This is a genomic window from Bradyrhizobium sp. IC3123, from assembly GCF_020193625.1.
In the GTDB taxonomy this organism is placed as follows: Bacteria; Pseudomonadota; Alphaproteobacteria; order Rhizobiales; family Xanthobacteraceae; genus Bradyrhizobium; species Bradyrhizobium yuanmingense.
Genome location: NZ_JADYVF010000020.1, coordinates 70391 through 88938 on the forward strand (window position 1 = coordinate 70391; position 18548 = coordinate 88938).

The 18548-nt window shown below is 65.2% G+C and carries 14 protein-coding genes; 4 read left to right on the forward strand and 10 right to left on the reverse strand.

Annotation, left to right across the window (positions count from 1 at the left end; genetic code table 11):
- Positions 1 to 51 precede the first annotated feature (51 nt).
- From I6F20_RS34890 to pcaF, 5 genes are all read right to left on the reverse strand, one after another.
- Positions 52 to 1740, reverse strand: coding sequence for a methyl-accepting chemotaxis protein (locus tag I6F20_RS34890; RefSeq protein ID WP_225130559.1), 1689 nt, complete (start codon positions 1738 to 1740; stop codon positions 52 to 54).
- A gap of 263 nt (positions 1741 to 2003) precedes the next feature.
- Positions 2004 to 2606, reverse strand: coding sequence for a protocatechuate 3,4-dioxygenase subunit alpha (gene pcaG, locus I6F20_RS34895; protein ID WP_225113305.1), 603 nt, complete (start codon positions 2604 to 2606; stop codon positions 2004 to 2006).
- Positions 2607 to 3308, reverse strand: coding sequence for a protocatechuate 3,4-dioxygenase subunit beta (gene pcaH / locus I6F20_RS34900; RefSeq protein ID WP_225130561.1), 702 nt, complete (start codon positions 3306 to 3308; stop codon positions 2607 to 2609).
- Between the two features lie 123 nt (positions 3309 to 3431).
- Positions 3432 to 4325: a dioxygenase family protein gene (locus I6F20_RS34905; RefSeq protein ID WP_225130563.1), complete on the reverse strand. Its 894-nt coding sequence runs from the start codon at positions 4323 to 4325 to the stop codon at positions 3432 to 3434.
- A 100-nt stretch (positions 4326 to 4425) separates the two neighbouring features.
- Positions 4426 to 5634: a 3-oxoadipyl-CoA thiolase gene (gene pcaF / locus I6F20_RS34910; RefSeq protein WP_036002283.1), complete on the reverse strand. Its 1209-nt coding sequence runs from the start codon at positions 5632 to 5634 to the stop codon at positions 4426 to 4428.
- A gap of 320 nt (positions 5635 to 5954) precedes the next feature.
- Between pcaF and mutS the strand changes: the two genes are divergently transcribed.
- Positions 5955 to 8693 carry a DNA mismatch repair protein MutS gene (gene mutS / locus I6F20_RS34915; RefSeq protein ID WP_225130565.1) on the forward strand — a complete coding sequence of 913 codons (2739 nt, stop codon included), beginning with the start codon at positions 5955 to 5957 and terminating at the stop codon, positions 8691 to 8693.
- Between the two features lie 120 nt (positions 8694 to 8813).
- Here mutS and I6F20_RS34920 read toward each other — a convergent pair whose 3' ends face one another.
- The 3 genes from I6F20_RS34920 to I6F20_RS34930 form a co-directional block, all read right to left on the reverse strand.
- A complete protein-coding gene (locus I6F20_RS34920) occupies positions 8814 to 10490 on the reverse strand; it encodes a methyl-accepting chemotaxis protein (RefSeq protein WP_225130567.1) in 1677 nt (558 codons plus the stop codon).
- A gap of 366 nt (positions 10491 to 10856) precedes the next feature.
- Positions 10857 to 11666, reverse strand: a complete 810-nt coding sequence (locus I6F20_RS34925) for a hypothetical protein (protein ID WP_036002311.1) — start codon at positions 11664 to 11666, stop codon at positions 10857 to 10859.
- Between the two features lie 184 nt (positions 11667 to 11850).
- A complete protein-coding gene (locus I6F20_RS34930) occupies positions 11851 to 12360 on the reverse strand; it encodes an OsmC family protein (RefSeq protein WP_036002314.1) in 510 nt (169 codons plus the stop codon).
- A gap of 242 nt (positions 12361 to 12602) precedes the next feature.
- On the opposite strand from I6F20_RS34930, the gene I6F20_RS34935 reads away from it, so the two are divergent.
- Positions 12603 to 15392 carry a [protein-PII] uridylyltransferase gene (locus tag I6F20_RS34935; RefSeq protein WP_109142080.1) on the forward strand — a complete coding sequence of 930 codons (2790 nt, stop codon included), beginning with the start codon at positions 12603 to 12605 and terminating at the stop codon, positions 15390 to 15392.
- A 142-nt stretch (positions 15393 to 15534) separates the two neighbouring features.
- On the opposite strand, the gene I6F20_RS34940 is transcribed toward I6F20_RS34935, so the two are convergent.
- Entirely contained in the window at positions 15535 to 16065 is a 531-nt protein-coding gene (locus I6F20_RS34940) for a methylated-DNA--[protein]-cysteine S-methyltransferase (RefSeq protein WP_225113300.1), read from the reverse strand.
- Positions 16066 to 16137: 72 nt separating this feature from the next.
- On the opposite strand from I6F20_RS34940, the gene I6F20_RS34945 reads away from it, so the two are divergent.
- The gene (locus I6F20_RS34945; protein ID WP_225113299.1) at positions 16138 to 16521 is read left to right on the forward strand and encodes a DUF1304 domain-containing protein; all 384 of its coding nucleotides are present in this window, start codon (positions 16138 to 16140) and stop codon (positions 16519 to 16521) included.
- Positions 16522 to 16655: 134 nt separating this feature from the next.
- Positions 16656 to 17879, forward strand: a complete 1224-nt coding sequence (locus I6F20_RS34950; protein ID WP_036002328.1) for an ABC transporter substrate-binding protein — start codon at positions 16656 to 16658, stop codon at positions 17877 to 17879.
- 129 nt (positions 17880 to 18008) lie between these two features.
- Here I6F20_RS34950 and I6F20_RS34955 read toward each other — a convergent pair whose 3' ends face one another.
- Complete coding sequence (locus I6F20_RS34955) at positions 18009 to 18434, reverse strand: DUF1330 domain-containing protein (protein ID WP_036002330.1); 426 nt, start codon at positions 18432 to 18434, stop codon at positions 18009 to 18011.
- Positions 18435 to 18548: the final 114 nt, after the last annotated feature.

An 18548-nucleotide genomic window follows, 5' to 3' on the forward strand; every position in this document is an offset into this window, starting at 1 on the left:
CCGCGTCATACTGCACGATCACATGCCCGGGCACCAGCGGCTGCCGCCGGCTCAGGCTGCGGCGGTCGAGTCGCGCACCGTCCGCACAACAATCGCGCGCAGTTGATCGAGATTGGCCGTCATCCCGGCGATCGCCTGCCTCACATCCGCGGCGCGCTGGTTGACGGAGGCGGCATCGCGGCTGACGTCGCCGATCTTGGCCGAGACCTCCTGTGCGGCGGAGGCCGATTCGGAAATCGACCGCGTGATCTCCCGGGTCGCGGCATCCTGCTGTTCCATTGCGGCAGCGACCGATGTCGCCACGCCGTCGATCTCGATGATGTGGCCTCCCATGGCCTCGACGGCGTCGACCGCGGCCTGCGTCGAGGCCTGGATCTCTGCAATCAGCCGGCCGATCTCCTCGGTGGACTTGGCAGTCTGGTCGGACAGGGACTTCACCTCGGCGGCAACCACCGCGAAGCCGCGGCCGGCCTCGCCGGCGCGCGCCGCCTCGATCGTCGCGTTGAGCGCGAGGAGGTTGGTCTGGCCTGCGATGCCGCCGATGAGGTCGGAGACCTCCGCGATCTTCTTCACCGATCCGGCCAGCGCCTGAATGGTCGAACGCGCCTGCTCGCGGCCGGCGACGGCCGATTTGGTGACGGTGCTGGTCCGCGCGACCTGGCTCGTGATCTCGCGGATCGAGGCGCTCAACTCTTCGGCCGCAGCGGAGACGGCCTGCGAGCTGCCGAGCGCCTGGGTCGAGGCCGCCGCCACCGCCTGCGACTGCGCAGAGAGCGACTTTGCGATCTCAGAGAGGCCGGAGGCGGCTTGCTCCACGCCCTGCGTCGCCGCAGTCGCGGTATCGACCGAGCGGCCGGTCTCGCGCTCGACCGTTTCGGCCATCTGGTGCAGGGCGGAGCGCTTGGCGAGCGCCGCCGCCCGTTCCTGCCGCAACTGCTCCTCGCGCAGACGGGAGTTCTCGACCGCCGCCTGCTTGAACACCACAAGCGCACCCGCCATCGAGCCGACCTCGTCCTGGCGCTGCGCGAACGGAATCTCGGCGGCGAGATCGCCGGTCGCGAGCTTCTGCATCGTGTCCGTCATGCGCACGATCGGGCGCACCACGCCGAGGGCAACACCCAGCAGGCCGGCGGTAACGAAGGCGAGGACGGCGATGGAGACGCCGAGGAGGATATAGAGCATCGCGCTGTCGCGGTCCGCGGCCAGCTTCTCCATGGCGGCATTCCGCTTGTTAGCACTCTCGACGATGCTGTCGATGACGGCGCGATGCGCGGTATAGGCCTCCTTCAGCTGCGCATAGACGCGCTCGGAAGCCGCCGCGTCCTTGGCCTTGAGGGCGGGCAGAAGCTGATCCGATGCCTTCCAGAATTTCTGCACCTCCGCATCGGATTTCGACACCAGCGCGGTCTTGAGGTCGGCCGAGAGGCTGGAGGAGACCCAGAACGCCTTGCGCTCGTCGTAGTCCTTGCGGAGCTGGACCAGACGCTCGCCGTGGGCCGCCAGCTGATCCGGCTCGCGCATGGCCAGCGTCGCCTCGAGATAGGCTTCGATGATGTATTCGGGCGGCGGCAGGATGTCGGCGATGAGGTCATTGCCGAGCTTGATGTCGGAATAGAGCGGACCGCCGACCTTGAGCTCTTTTAGGGCGTACAGGCTGGTCGTAACAACGGCGGCGAAACCAATGGCGAGAACGATGCCAAACGCGACGATCGCAGAGGACAAGGACAGACGAAATTTCATGAAACAATCCAGGTCGGCGTCGAAACTGCGGCCACCCTAGACGACTACGGTAAATACGGGATTGATTCGCGCCGGAATTGTATTTCACGAACCCCGCATGAATACGGAGATTAGGCGTCAAGTCATCGGTATTGAGTCAGCGAGGCTGACGCACAACCGCGCAAAATCAACGTTCGAGTCTGATGCGGCAACGCAGCACCGGCTCCGATGCGCCGAATGAGATATGTGTGCCGAGGAGCAGGCCTCCCCGGCACGCCCTGCCCTCATACGTCGAAGAACACCGTCTCGTTGTCGCCCTGCAGGTGCAGGTCGAGCCGGTAGACCGGCTTGCCGGCCTCGCGGACCGCAGTGAGCGTGGCGCGGCGGTCAGCCGGCACCAGCGCCAGCACGGGATCGGCGGCGTTGCCGGCCTCGTCGCTGAAATAGATGCGGGTGTAGAGATGCCTGAGCATGCCGCGGCCAAACACCGCAACCAGGATGTGCGGCGCCTGCGGCTTGCCAGCAGGATCGGGCACGACACCCGGCTTGATGGTCTCGAAGGAATAGTTGCCGTCCTTGTCAGTGCCGCAGCGGGCAAAGCCGCGGAAGCTCGCATTCGGCAGCGCGCGCTTGTCCTGGGGATCGGCAAAGCGGCCCTGCGCATCCGCCTGCCAGATCTCCAGCATGCAATCGGGGACGGCCACGCCGTCGCCATCGAACACCCGGCCCTCGATGCGGATGCGATCGCCGGTGACATCGGGCGTCAGCGTCGAATGGGTGAACGCGTCGTTCCAGGCGTACTCGCCGGTCGGCGTCAGGCCGTATTTGAAGAACGGACCGACCGTCTGCGATGGGGTGATCCCGTCGGGCTTCGCGGACTCTTGCACTTAATGGCTCTCCATGGGGGTGGCGTCTTTGCCGCGCAGCACGATGTCGAAGCGGTAGCACAGCGCCCATTCGGGCTGGGTATTCTCCAAGTCGAACGACGAGACCATCCGCGCTCGCGCCTTCTCGTCCGGCACCGAGTTGAAGATCGGGTCGAACGGGAACAAGGGGTCGTTCGGGAAATACATCTGCGTCACCAGGCGCGTGACGAAGGAATGGCCGAACACCGACAGATGGATGTGCGCTGGACGCCAGGCATTGTGGTGATTGCCCCAAGGGTAGGCGCCAGGCTTGATCGTCACGAAGCGATAATAGCCGGACGCATCGCTCACGGTGCGGCCCGCGCCGGTGAAATTCGGATCGAGCGGCGCCGGATGCTGATCACGGACGTGGACATAACGGCCGCAGGAATTGGCCTGCCAGATCTCGACGAGCGAGTTCGGCACGCCGCGGCCGTCCTCGTCGCGCACATGGCCATGCACGATGATGCGCTCGCCGAGCGGCTCGCCCGCGTGCTGGCGGGTGAGATCGTTGTCGCCCTCGCGTACGGTCTCGTGGCCGTAGACCGGCCCGGTCAGCTCCGACAGCGTATGGGGCATCGGGATCAAGGGCTTGTTCGGCGCGCGCTTGATCGAGCTCTTGTAGTCGGGCGACAGCGGCAGCGGATGCGCCGCGTTGCTGCCCACGGGGTAGATGAATGTCATTGGCGAACTCCTCCCCGGCTGTATTCGGTCCGGCCGGTCAACGCTTTCGCCAATCATTATAGGATATAACTAATTTGGGAAAGCCGCTTTAGCGGCGTTCCCGCGCATGGCAGCCGGCCGCCCCTACCTGATCGGCGCCCGCGGAAGCACGGCCTCTCCGGCCTCGAGCCGGTAGGTATGGTCGAGCGAATACCAAGGCAATGAGGCGTCCTTCGCCGTCGGATGCGGCGTATCGTGGCGCACGAACTTGCCGATCAGCGCCTGTGTCACACCGAACTGCACGTCGCTGTCGATATGGGGGTCGCTGGGATCATAGACCTGCGAGATCAGCACCTTGAATCCCGGCTTGAAGATCAGGGCATGCAGATGCGCGGGACGATAGGGGTGGCGGGCCTGCGCCGCGAGCAGGCGGCCGACGACGCCATCGGTCGGAATGGGATAGCCGACCATCATCACCGAGCGGAAGGAAAAGCGCCCGTCGGAATCGGTCGTGAACTTGCCGCGCAGGTTCATGTCGGCCTGCTCGGGGTCCTGGTTCTCGTAAAGGCCGACCGGCGAGGCGTGCCAGACATCGACCTCGGCACCGGCGACCGGCCGGCCGTCCTTATCGACGACGCGGCCGCTGACGAACAGCGTGGCTCCCGGTGTCTGCGAGCGCACGATCGATCCGCCATTCTCGACCCGGGGCGAATTCAACCGCCAGAACGGGCCGAGCAATGATTGATCGGTCTCCGTATTGCCTTGATCGCCGTTGTTGAGCAGGCACACCAGCGAGGAGACGCCGAGCGACCCCGCCATCAGCACGACTTCGTTATGCGTGTCGGTGGTCAGCTTGCCGAGCTCGGCCACGATCGCCGCGGCGTCGCGGAACTCCTTCTCGGTCAGCCTGACATCGCGGACGAAGGCGTGCAAATGCTTGACCAGGGAGACCATGATCTCGCGCAGCCGCGGATCGGATGTCCGTTCCATTACCGCCAGGGCCGCGGCCGTGACGTCCTTCTCGCGCTCGATGATCACAGGCTATTTTCTCCCTGTCTTTCCGGAACGCGAGAGAAATGCGCGAGCCCGGGCACTTCGCCTCTCCCCGCGAAGAGCGGGGAGAGGTGAAGGAGAGAGTTCAATTCAGCTTCTCGATCGCAACCGCGACGCCCTGGCCGACGCCGACGCACATGGTGGCAAGTGCGAGCTTGCCGCCGCGCTTCTCCATGCCGTGCACGGCGGTGAGCGCGAGGCGGGCGCCGCTCATGCCGAGCGGATGGCCAAGCGCGATGGCACCGCCATGCGGATTGACGAAATCGGCGTCATCGGCGACGCCGAGCTGGCGCATGCAGGCGATGCCCTGCGAAGCGAAAGCTTCGTTCAGCTCGATCAGGTCGAAATCGCTGATCTTCTTAGCCAGCCGTTCCATCAGCTTGCGGGTCGCCGGCACCGGGCCGATGCCCATGATCCGCGGCGGCACGCCGGCCGAGGCGAGCCCGAGGATGCGGGCGCGGGGCGTCAGGCCGTGCTTCCTGACCGCGGCTTCCGAGGCCAGGATCATGGCGGCGGCGCCGTCATTGACGCCGGAGGCGTTGCCGGCCGTGACGGTGCCGGGATTGCGCACGATCGGCTTCAGTTTTGCCAAACCTTCCAGCGTGGTCTCAGGACGCGGATGCTCGTCCTTGTCGATGGTGATCGGGCCGGCCTTGCCGCCGGGAATGGTGATGGGCGTGATTTCTTCCGCGAAATAGCCGGCGGCGATCGCTGCGCCTGCGCGCTGCTGCGAGCGGATGGCGAAGGCGTCCTGGTCCGCGCGCGAGACCTGGAACTCCTCGGCGACGTTCTCGCCGGTTTCCGGCATCGCATCGACGCCATACTGCGCCTTCAGCAGCGGATTGATGAAGCGCCAGCCGATCGTGGTGTCGAAGATTTCGGCCGAGCGCGAGAAGGCTTCCTGCGCCTTGCCCATCACGAAGGGTGCGCGGGTCATCGATTCGACGCCGCCGGCAATCGCGAGATCGATCTCGCCGGAACGAATGGCGCGGCCCGCGGCGCCGACCGCATCGAGGCCCGAGGCGCAGAGCCGGTTCAGAGTCTGGCCGGGAACCGAATCCGGCAGGCCCGCCAGCAGCAGCGCCATGCGCGCGACGTTGCGATTGTCCTCGCCGGCCTGGTTGGCGCAGCCGAAGAACACCTCGTCCACCTGTGCCCAATCGAGATTGGGGTGCTTGGCCATCAGCGCCTTGATCGGGGCGGCGGCGAGATCGTCGGCGCGCACCTTGGCGAGCGAGCCGCCGAAACGGCCGATCGGGGTCCGCACGGCATCGCAGATAAAGACGTCACGCATCGTTGTTCTCCCTGAATGCCGCGATCCGGCCAAATTCTTCAATGTCGGCGGAGTTTTAGGAGGGCGCCCGCGGCAGGTCAATTGACGGTTTCGCGGAGCAGACGTCATTCCGGGGCGCGCCATTTGGCGCAAACCCGGAATCCATTTGTCGGCGTGACGTGCGGCCCGATGGATTCGGGGCCTGCGCCGTTCCGGCGCATCCCGGAATGACGGCGGAAAATGTGGCAGCCGCATGCGCTACACGGACAACGTGGAAAACCTTCGCTTCCCCGGCAAAGCAAATAGGAGCAGGTGCCGAAATTTTGTAGGTTGCGCCGCCCATGACGATGCAACAGCCGATACAAGTTCCGCCCGCCGATGACACGCCCGCGCCGCAGGCCGAGGCTGCCGCGCGCGTCACGCCGATGATGGAGCAGTATCTGGAGATCAAGGCGGCGCATCAGGGCTTGCTGCTGTTCTACCGGATGGGCGACTTCTACGAGCTGTTCTTCGAGGATGCCGAGATCGCCTCGAGGACGCTCGGCATCGTCCTGACCAAGCGCGGCAAGCACCAGGGCGCGGATATCCCGATGTGCGGCGTGCCGGTCGAGCGCTCAGAGGATTATCTGCATCGTCTCATCAGCGCCGGGCATCGGGTCGCGGTCTGCGAGCAGACCGAGGATCCCGCGGCGGCGAAAGCGCGCGGCAACAAGAGCGTGGTGCGCCGCGGCGTGGTGCGGCTGGTGACGCCGGGCACGCTGACCGAGGACACGTTGCTGGATGCGCGTGCCAATAATTACCTGCTGGCGATCGCGCGCGCCCGCTCCTCCGCCGGCGGCGACCGCTTCGGCCTTGCCTGGATCGACATCTCGACGGCCGAATTCATGGTCACCGAGGTCTCCGGCGGCGAGCTCGCCGCGACGCTGGCGCGCATCAACCCGAACGAGGCGATCGTCACCGACGCGCTCTTTGGCGACAACGAGCTCGGCCAGACCTTGCGCGAGCTGCCGGCCGTGACGCCGCTGACCCGCGACGTCTTCGACGGCGCCACCGCGGAGAAGCGGCTCTGCGACTACTTTGCCGTCGCGACCATGGACGGGCTCGCGCAGCTGACGCGCCTGGAGGCCACCGCCGCGGCCGCCGCCGTCACCTATGTCGACCGCACCCAGGTCGGCAAGCATCCGCCGCTGTCGCCGCCCGCGCGCGAAGCCTCGGGCGCAACCATGGCGATCGACCCGGCGACGCGCGCCAATCTCGAGCTGACGCGCACGCTCGCCGGCGAACGCCGCGGCTCGCTGCTCGACGCCATCGACTGCACCGTGACCTCGGCCGGCTCCCGCCTGCTGGCGCAGCGTCTGGCCGCGCCGCTGACCGATGCGCCCGCCATCGCCCGGCGGCTGGACGCGGTCAGCGCTTTCGTGGCCGATCCCGCCGCGCGCGAGGACATCCGCAGCATCCTGCGCGGCGCGCCCGACATGTCGCGCGCTCTGGCCAGACTCTCGGTCGGCCGCGGCGGGCCGCGCGACCTCGCCGGCATCCGCGACGGCATCATCGCCGCCGACCAGGTGCTGACGCGGCTCTCCGAACTGGATCAGCCGCCGCAGGAAATCGCGGCGGTGATGGCAGCGCTGCAGCGGCCGTCGCGCGCACTCGCAGCCGAGTTCGCCAGCGCGCTCGACGAGCAGCTGCCGCTGATCAAGCGCGACGGCGGCTTCGTGCGCCAGGGCTACGAGCCCGCGCTCGACGAAGCGCGAAACCTGCGCGATGCCTCGCGTCTGGTCGTGGCCTCGATGCAGGCCCGTTACGCCGACCAAACCGGCGTGAAGGGTCTCAAGATCCGGCACAACAACGTGCTCGGCTATTTCGTCGAGGTCACCGCCCAGCACGGCGACAAGCTGATGTCGCCGCCGCTGAACGCGACCTTCATCCATCGCCAGACGCTGGCGGGACAGGTGCGCTTCACCACCGCCGAGTTAGGGGAGATCGAGGCCAAGATCGCCAATGCCGGCGACCGCGCGCTCGGCCTCGAGCTCGAGATCTTCGAGCGGCTCTGCGCCAAGGCGCTCGCGATCAGCGACGATCTGCGCACTGCCGCGCAAGGCTTTGCACTGCTCGACGTCGCGACGTCACTGGCCAAGCTCGCCGTCGACGAGAACTATGTGCGGCCCGAGGTCGACGGCTCGCTCAGCTTTGCCATCGAGGCCGGCCGCCATCCCGTGGTCGAGCAGGCGCTCAAGCGCAACGGCGAGCCGTTCATCGCCAACGCCTGCGACCTGTCGCCTGCGCCGGCCCAGAGGTCCGGCCAGCTCTGGCTGCTCACCGGTCCCAACATGGCCGGTAAATCGACCTTCCTGCGCCAGAACGCGCTGATCGCCTTGATGGCCCAGATCGGCAGCTTCGTGCCGGCGACGCGCGCGCGGATCGGCATCGTCGACCGCCTGTTCTCGCGCGTCGGCGCCGCCGATGATCTCGCCCGCGGCCGCTCCACCTTCATGGTGGAGATGGTCGAGACCGCGGCGATCCTGAACCAGGCCGGCGAGCGCTCGCTCGTCATCCTGGATGAGATCGGCCGCGGCACCGCGACCTTCGACGGCCTCTCGATCGCCTGGGCCGCGATCGAGCATCTGCACGAGAGCAACCGCTGCCGAACCTTGTTCGCGACGCATTATCACGAGCTGACCGCGCTCGCGGCGAAACTGCCGCGGATGTTCAACGCCACGGTGCGGGTGAAGGAATGGCAGGGCAACGTCGTGTTCCTGCACGAGGTGCTGCCGGGCTCGGCCGACCGCTCCTACGGCATCCAGGTGGCGAAACTCGCCGGCCTGCCGCCGGCGGTGATCACGCGCGCCAAATCGGTGCTGTCCAAGCTGGAGGCGCAGGACCGCGGCCAGACCGCGCGAGCCCTGGTGGACGATCTGCCGCTGTTCGCTGTCCCTTCGCGCGCCGCCACTGAAGCCGCGCCGCCGAGCGAAGCGGAGCTGCTGATGGAGGCGGTGAAGGCGCTGCACCCCGACGAGATGTCGCCGCGCGAGGCGCTCGATGCTCTGTATGCGCTGAAGGCGAAACTGCCGAAGCAGTGACGGTGCCGTCGGGTGGGCGAAGCGGAGCGTGCCCACCGCTCCATGAAGCGATCGGGGAGAGATGGTGGGCACGGCGCGCAAAGAGCGCACCTTTGCCCACCCTGCAATTCCGAGCCCGGCCTAGCCCCGCGCCGCGATCGCCGCGGCTTCCGCGGCGGCGCGCTGCATGCTGGTCGACATCTCGTTGGTCACCGTGCTCTGCTCCTCGATCGCGGCGGCGGTCGAGGTCACGTACTCGCTGACATTGTTGATCGCCTGCTTGATCGAGCCGAGCGCGCTGACGACGTCGCCGGAGATGCTGTTGAGGCTGCCGATCTCCTGGCCGATCTTGTCGGTCGCCTGCTTGGCTTGGTTGGCGAGGCTCTTGACCTCGGAAGCGACCACCGCGAAGCCGCGGCCGGCCTCGCCCGCGCGCGCCGATTCGATCGTGGCGTTGAGCGCGAGCAGGTTGATCTGCCCCGTGATGTTGTTGATCATCTCGACGATGCCGCTCATCGCCTGCGCGGCCTCGGTGAGGCGCTGGGCCTGCGCGTCGGCGGCGCCGACCTGCTCGACCGCGCCCATCGCGGTCTCGCGCGACTTGGTCATGGCCTCGGAGATCTCCCGCACCGAGGCGTTGAGCTCCTCCGAGCCGGCGGCGACCGATTCCATCATGCCCCGCACGCGCTCGTTGCCCATGCGGACCAGGACCTGCTTGGTGACGTCGGTGGCGTATTTCACGACCTTGAACGGCTTGCCGTTGAGGTCGAGGATCGGATTGTAGGAGGCCTGGATGTAGACCTCCTTGCCGCCCTTGCCGATGCGCTTGTACTCCGCCGCCTGGTACTGGCCACGATTGAGCGCGGCCCAGAACTCGCGATAGCCGGCACCGTCGCGCTCGGAGGGCTCGACGAACATGCTGTGGTGGCGGCCCTTGATCTCGGCCAGCGAATAGCCGAGCGCGCCGAGAAAGTTGGCGTTGGCGGTGATGATCGTGCCGTCCATGTTGAACTCGATCACGGCCTGGGCCTTGTCGATCGCCGCGATCTGGCCGGCGAGATCGGCATTCTTCAGCTTCTCCGCGGTGACGTCGGTCGCGAACTTGACCACGCCGTACGGCTTGCCGTTTTCGTCGAGCAACGGATTGTAGGAGGCAAGGATCCAGACCTCGCGGCCGCCCTTGCCGATCCGCTTGAACTCGCCGGCTTGGTATTCGCCGCGGTTGAGCGCGGCCCAGAATTCGCGATAGGCCGGGCTGTTTCGGTCGGCCTCGGCCACGAACAGGCTGTGATGCTTGCCCTTGATCTCGTCGAGCGAATAGCCGAGCGCCTTGCAGAAATTCTCGTTGGCCGAGAGGATGGTGCCGTCGAGCTTGAACTCGATGACGGCCTGGGCGCGGCTGATGGCAGCGATCTTGGAGGCGTCCGTCATGCTGCGGATCTTCTTCTCGGTGATGTCGGTCGCAATCTTGGCGACCATCACCGTCTTGCCGTTGCCGTCGAGCACCGGATTGTAGGATGCTTCGATCCAGACCTCGCGGCCGTCTTTCGCGATCCGCTTGAACTCGCGCGCCTGATACTCGCCACGGTTCAATGCGGCCCAAAACGCCTTGTACTCGGCGCTGTCGCGCTGGTCGGCCGGCACAAACATCGAGTGATGCTTGCCCAGGATCTCCTCGAGACGGTAGCCGAGTGCGTCGAGAAAATTCTTGTTGGCCGTGATGATCGTCCCATCAAGATTGAACTCGATCATCGCCTGCGAACGGCCGATGGCATCGAGCCGCGATTGTGCATCAGTGTGGAATTTACGGCCGAACATCAGGAAATCTCCATCTCGAATTGAGCCGAAGGGGGATATGCTCGTCAGTATCGAGGAACTGATCGCGCAGCAGTGCTGACATATTCCAATCTGCGTCTCCCCCAGATCCGATTGGAAGGTCCGTCGCGATGGTCGGACAGCAACGAAGCGGGCGAGCAGCCTGATTCTTTACGGCAAAAGCTCGAACAAAGTTCTAATTTTACTGTCGGGAATTCGACGGGGGTTATCAGCATGTCAGCGCGAGGAGCCGCTGGAGCTCACACCGGAACAGTACGGCAGGACTTGAAATGATGGCGCTCATTCAACGGTTGGTCCGAGCGGGCCACATCGGCTTCTCGCGACGTGGCGTCGCGCATATCCGTAGTCTCACGGCATCGGCCGCGTGCGGCGCAAGGCGCGCCGTCCTATTCTCCACAGCGTCAGATTCCATGCCACGCAGGTTGCGAGCGCGAGGCACAAGCCGGCGGCGGAGCCGAACCACACGACTGCAACGTGCAGGACCGCAATCGCCATGCCAAATCCGAGCAGGCCCCAGGCGGAGTTGGCGAGCACGGCAGCGGTCGGCGGTCCACCGATGCGCGGATGCAGGATGACCATGATGCTGGAGAACACCACGGGAAAGAGTGCAATGATGCCGCTGATGCGCGGGCCGACCCAACTCGATGTCGAAACCACGATGGCGACAAGGGTCGCAACCAGCGCAGCGCGCATCGGCACATCGTACCAGCGGCGCGTCACCAGCGGCATCTTCGCATGGCGATAGCGCGCGAGCAGTGGAATGCAGATGCCGAACGCGATCAGATTGGCGGCGAGCCCCGCGGCGAGCGACCAGTCGAACTGGCGGATGATCGAGGCCATCCCGATCCATACCGCGAAAGCGCTTCCGCAGCTCACCACGAGAGTGTGCCGCTGCGACAGCACAACGTAAGTGAGGCACATCAAGATCGTTGCCGCATTGACCGGCAGGCTCGCCAGCGCGCCCTGGGCGACGAACGCGGCGTCATGATCGATCGCAAGGAAGACGTAGGACGGCCCGGCCGAGACCGGCAGGGTCGCGATCAGCGCGCCGATCACGGGTCCCGAGCGTTCGGTGATGATCGATGCCGTCACCACGAACGCCGCCGCGATCGCCATGCGCAGGAGCAGGAAGAGGAGGAAGTGGAGGTCGAGGGACATTTTATCTGTCATTCCGGGGCGCGCGAAGCGCGAGCCCGGAATCCATAACCACAGGCCATGGTGGCTTAAGAGCTAGGAGCAACGACCGTCCGAAAATCCCGACGGCCGGGGATTATGGGTCCCGGGCTCGCGCCAAGCGGCGCGCCCCGGGACGACACCAATCGGTGGAATGACGACCTGCGTCTTACATCCTTTGCATCGACACCGAAACCTTCGGGCCGTTCTTGATGGTCTGATAGACCACGCAATACCGCTCGGTGAGCTTGAGCAGCAGATCGAGCTTGTCCTGCGGCGCTGACGTGTCGACCTCGAAGCGCAGGCGGATCTCGGCGAAGCCGACCGGGGTCTCCTTGTCGATGCCGAGCGTGCCGCGGAAATCGAGATCGCCCTCGGCATAGACGTTGCCGGTCTTCAAGGGCACCTCGATCGCGGTCGCGACCGATTTCAGCGTGACGCCGGCACAGGCGACCAGGGCTTCGAGCAGCATGTCGCCGGAGCAGAGCTCGAGGCCGGAACCGCCTGTGCCCGGATGCAGGCCGGCCATCGCGATAGCGCGGCCGGTCTCGACCTTGCACGCAATGCCTTCGCTATCGGTGGAGCCCTTGGCCTTCAGCGTGATCAGCGCAGCCTTGGGATCGGTCTTGTAGCGCTCCTTGATCGGGGCCTGCATCTGGCGCAGCTCTGCAGCGTCCATCTTGTTCTCTCCCGGGGATATCGACGTGCGGTATAGAGCGCGATTGGTTTTGTGTCAGCCCATGATTGGTGGAGGCAGTCATGACCAGCCGGGATCCAGGAGAAAAATCTGAGCACATTCATGACGTTACCCCAGGCGCCGATATCGGTATCGAAGCCGATTCATCTGCATGGCGAAACTCGCCGGTCGTCCCTTGCGAATGTCTCGTGACAGCGCCTGTCACCTCTTATATCCGGTAAGATATGGACAGCGTCGCGACTGAGCAGAAGCCACAGGTGGACGAGCGCTTCGATACCGCGCGGATCACCGCCGCGGTCGATGCGCTTGCCGAGAAGCACGAGGGGCGCGAGGACGCGTTCCGCACGGCGATGGCGCTATTGCTCAAGGCGGAGCTGATCGCGGCGCGCGCCGCCGCCCAGGCGATCCTTCTGAAGGACCGCCACGGCCGCCGCTGCGCCGAGCGGCTGTGCCACGTGCAGGACGAGATCATTCGCATCCTGTATTCGGCCGCGACGCGCCATCTCTACCGCTCGCCGATCCCGAGCGGCGCCGAGCGCATGGCGGTGGTGGCGACCGGCGGCTACGGCCGCGGGCTGATGGCGCCGGAATCGGACATCGATCTGCTCTTCATCCTGCCCTACAAGCAGACCGCCTGGGGCGAGCAGGTCGCCGAAGCGATCCTCTATTGCCTCTGGGACATGGGGTTGAAGGTCGGCCACGCCACGCGATCGGTCGATGAATCGATCCGGCAGGCGCGCGGCGACATGACCATCCGCACCGCGATCCTGGAGACGCGCTTCCTCACCGGCGACAAGCCGCTCTATGACGAGCTGGTCGAGCGCTTCGACAAGGAGGTGGTGCAGGGCACCGCGTCCGAATTCGTCACCGCAAAGCTCGCCGAGCGCGAGGAGCGCCACCGCCGCGGCGGCCAGTCGCGTTATCTGGTCGAGCCCAACGTCAAGGACGGCAAGGGGGCCTTGCGCGACCTGCACACACTGTTCTGGATCGCCAAATACGTCTACCGCGTCCGCGACACCCACGAGCTGGTCGGGCGCGGCGTGTTCGACGCGCAGGAATATCGCACCTTCCGCCGCTGCGCCGACTTCCTCTGGTCGGTGCGCTGCAATCTGCATTTCTACTCTGGTCGCGCCGAGGAGCGCCTCTCCTTCGATCTCCAGCGCGAGATCGCGATACGTCTCGGCTACACCTCGCATCCGGGCATGCAGGACGTCGAGCGCTTCATGAAGCACTACTTCCTGGTCGCCAAGGAAGTCGGCAACCTCACCGCCATCCTCTGCGCCAAGCTCGAGGACCAGCAGGCCAAGCCCGCGCCGGTGCTGAGCCGGGTGATGGCGCGGCTGCGACCGAGCGCAGTGAAGCGGCGCGTCCCCGACAGCGACGACTTCATCGTCGACAACAACCGCATCAATGTTGCCGCGCCCGACGTGTTCAAGCACGACCCGGTCAATCTGATCCGCATCTTCCGCCTCGCGCAGAAGAACAACCTTGCCTTCCATCCGGATGCGATGCGCGACGTGACGCGCTCGCTCGGCCTGATCAATGCGGGCTTGCGCGAAAATCCCGAGGCCAACCGGCTGTTCATGGAGATCCTGACCTCGGACAATGCCGAGATCGTGCTGCGGCGGATGAACGAGACCGGCGTGCTCGGTCACTTCATCCGCGCCTTCGGCAAGATCGTCTCGATGATGCAGTTCAACATGTATCATCACTACACCGTCGACGAGCACCTGATCCGCTGCATCGGCTTCCTCCAGGACATCGAGCGCGGCGGCATCGAGGAGTTCGCGCTGGCGAGCGACCTGTTCCGCAAGATCCGGCCCGAGCACCGCGCGGTGATCTACATCGCAACGCTGCTGCACGACGTCGCCAAGGGCCGTCCCGAGGACCACTCCATCGCCGGCGCCAAGGTGGCGCGGCGGCTCTGCCCGCGGCTCGGCTTCAGCCCGGCCGATACCGAGCTCGTGGCCTGGCTGATCGAGGAGCACCTGACGATGTCCACGGTCGCGCAGTCGCGCGACCTCTCCGATCGCAAGACCATCGAGAATTTCGCTGCCGTGGTGCAGTCGGTGGAGCAGATGAAGCTCTTGACCATCCTGACCACCGCCGACATCCGCGGCGTCGGCCCTGGCGTGTGGAACGGCTGGAAGGCGCAGCTCTTGCGCTCGCTATACTACGAGACCGAGCCGGTGCTGACCGGCGGCTTCTCGGAGGTCGACCGCGGCAAGCGCCTCGCCGCTGCGCACGCCGAATTCCGCATGGCCTTCGCCGAATGGCCGAACGACGAGCTCGACGCCTATATCGGCCGGCACTATCCGGCCTACTGGCTCAAGGTCGAGCTGCCGCGCAAGATCCGGCACGCCCGCTTCGTCCGCTCCAGCGAGCAGGCCGGCCACAAGCTCGCGATCAATGTCGGTTTCGACGAGGTGCGCGGCGTCACCGAGCTGACGATCTTCGCCGCCGACCATCCCTGGCTGCTGTCGATCATCGCGGGCGCCTGCGCCTCCGCCGGCGCCAACATCGTCGACGCCCAGATCTACACCACGACCGACGGCCGCGCGCTCGACACCATCTCGATCTCGCGCGAATACGACCGCGACGAGGACGAGGGACGGCGCGCCACGCGCATCGGCGAGATGATCGAGGACGTGCTGGAGGGCAAGCTGCGCCTGCCGGAAGTGGTGGCGCGGCGCACCGTGCGCAGCAAGGCGAAGCCTTTCGTGATCGAACCAGAGGTGACGATCAACAACCAATGGTCCGATCGCTACACCGTGATCGAGGTCTCCGGGCTCGACCGGCCCGGCCTGCTCTACGAGCTGACCACCGCGATCTCCAAGCTCAATCTCAACATCGCCTCGGCCCATGTCGCGACCTTCGGCGAGCGCGCGCGCGACGTGTTCTACGTCACCGACCTGCTGGGCGCCCAGATCAACGCGCCGACGCGCCAGGCCGCGATCAAGAGCGCGCTGACCCATGTGATGGCCGGCGACAAGGCGGTGCAGCCGGCGGCGTAGGACGCTCGGGGGATTCTCTCCACTCGTCATTCCGGGGCGCCGCGTAGCGGCGAACCCGGAATCCATTTATCGGTACCGTCGGTGTCGCCCGATGGATTCCGGGTTCGCGCTACGCGCGTCCCGGAATGACGAATTGAAAGACCTAAATCTCCACCCCCTCGTGCCGCAGCAGCCATCTCTTCCGCTCGAGGCCACCACCATACTTCACCAGCGAACCGTCCGCTCCGATCAGGCGATGGCACGGGAGCACCACACTGATCGGATTTGAGCCGTTGGCGTGGCCGACGGCTCGTATCGCCCTGGGCATGTCGATCTTCGCGGCGAGCGCGCCGTAACTCATCGTGGTGCCGGCGGGGATCTGCGCGAGCGCGGTCCAGACTTTTTGCTGGAACGGCGTGCCGGCGATACGCCATGCGATGCTCTGGAGCTGACCGAAATCACCGTCGAAATAGCGGGATAGTCCGGTCCGCATGTCCGACGGCGCAGGCTGATCACGCAGATCCACTGTGCCATAGTGCAGGCGCAGCAGATCGCGCATGCGGTGCTCATAGTCTTCCCAGTCGAGCGCGCGCAGCTTGCCCTCGGCATCGGTGACGAGCAGCGCAATCCCGATCGGCGTCGCCAGGTGGTCGAGACCGAAGCGTTCAGGCACCTTGGTTGATCGAGCGGACATTGCGGCACCAGCAATCGAAACACATCGATCGCACTTGCCACGGCGGCCGTGCTAACGTCCACCCGAAAGCTGATGCTTTTGGGGGAGCTCACCTTGATCCTGATCGCCAATATCCTGGTGGCGCTGGTCGCGGCGCTGCACGTCTTCTTCCTCGTCCTGGAGATGTTTCTCTGGGACAAGCCGCTGGGCCTGAAGGTGTTTCGGAATTCGCCCGAGAAGGCCGAGATCACCAGGGTGCTGGCCGCCAATCAGGGTCTCTATAACGGCTTCCTCGCGGCCGGCCTGGTCTGGGGCCTGTTCCACGGCAACCCGGCCTTCGCATTCCAGATCAAGGTGTTCTTCCTGCTCTGCGTAATCGTGGCCGGCGCCTATGGCGCGGCGACCGTCACCACGCGGATTCTGATCGTGCAGGCGCTGCCGGCGGCAATCGCGCTGATTGCGATGTTTCTCGCCTGAGACGCTACGGCACAGCGCCGCGATCCTTGCGCTGCGGCGAAGCTTCCTCCACAATCTTCGGCAGCGATGGCGACCGTTGCAATCAACGGAGAAAGACCATCGGCCGATAATTCCGTCAGGAGGAACGTTCCAATATGAACAATCGCAGAGCCTTCTTAGCTGCCACGGCGGCGTTCGCCGTCGCAGTCTCGACCAGCCAGGCCCTCGCCCAGAAGAAATACGACACCGGCGCAAGCGACACCGAGATCAAGATTGGCCAGACCGTGCCGTTCTCCGGCGCCTATTCGGTCTACGCCAATATCGGCAAGACCCAGGCCGCATATTTCAGGATGATCAACGATCAGGGCGGCATCAACGGCCGCAAGATCAACCTGATCCAGTATGACGACGCCTATTCGCCGCCGAAGACCGTCGAGCAGGTGCGCAAGCTGGTCGAGGGCGACGAGGTCCTGTTCACCTTTCAGCTGATCGGCACAGCCGCGAACGCCGCCGTGCAGAAGTACCTCAACGGCAAGAAGGTACCTCAGCTGCTGGCCTCGACCGGCGCCGCGCGCTTCAACGATCCGCAGAACTATCCTTGGACCATCGCTTACAATCCCAACTATGTGTCCGAGGGGCGGATCTACGCAAAATACATTCTCGCCAATCACCCCAACGCCAAGATCGGCGTGCTCTACCAGAACGACGACATGGGCCGCGACTATCTTGCCGGCCTCAAGAGCGGCCTCGGCGACAAGGCCAACATGATCGTCGGCGAGGTGTCGTATGAGGTGACCGACCCCACCGTCGACTCGCAGGTGGTGAAGCTGAAGTCGATGGGCGTCGACCTGTTCTATAACGCCTCGACGCCGAAATTCGCGGCGCAGGCTATCAAGAAGCTTGCCGATCTCGGCTGGACGCCGGTGCACATCCTCGACATCAATGCGAGCCCGATTTCGGCGACGCTGAAGCCGGCAGGCCTCGACATCTCCAAGGGCATCATCTCGACCAATTACGGCAAGGAGCCGAGCGACCCGCAGTGGAAGGACGATCCCGGCGTGAAGGCTTTCTTCGCTTTCATGGACAAGTATTTCCCGGAAGGTGACAAGCTCAACACCATCAACACCTACGCCTATTCGGTCGCCGAGCTCTTGGTGCAGGTCTTGAAGCAATGCGGCGACGATCTGACGCGTGCGAACATCATGAAGCAGGCCGCCAATATCAAGGGCTACACGCCGAGCCTGGCGCTGCCCGGAATCAAGATCAACACCGGGCCGAACGACTACCGCGTCAACAAGCAGATGCAGATGATGAAGTTCAACGGCGAGCGCTGGGAGCTGTTCGGACCGATCATCGAGGACACCGGCCCGTCGGGCTAGAACGCATCTGCCTCTGCGACGTCATGCCCGGGCTTGTCCCGGGCATCCACGTTCTTGGGGCGTCAAGGAAGCCGTGGATGGCCGGGTCAAGCCCGGCCATGACGATCGAGAGAGCCTCCTACTTGGCGTTCAGGTCGGTATCTCTCCAAAGTTCTTCCCGACCGGCAGCACGGCGTGCCGGATCAGCCGCGAATCCTCCACCGCGGCCTGGCGGTGCTTCACCGCCTCACGATAGACGGGGTCGCGGATCATCTCGACGAAGGCGGCGACGGTTGGATATTCGGCGATGAAGCAATGGTCCCAGCGTTCCTCCTGCGGGCCGATCAGCATCAGCTCGAATTTGCCCTGCCAGACGATGCGCCCGCCGAGCCGTTCGAACACCGGGCCGCTTTCGCGGCCATAGGCCGCATAGGCTTCCGCGCCGCTGGCCTTGCGGCCGTCGGGATAGGCCGCCTCTTTGCGCAGGCGCACCAGGTTGAGCATGTGGATCGGGCCCGGCCGATCGTTCTCCCGGAATTGCGCGAAGATCTCCTTGGTCGGATCGATATGGCCCATGGCGCTCCCTCATCTTATTGATACGAGCGATCCTAGCCTTGCGGCCCCGGAAGCGGAACTGCGGCCGGCGAATGCCGCATCTCCTAATCGTGCGTTAACGCCGGGGTAACCCGG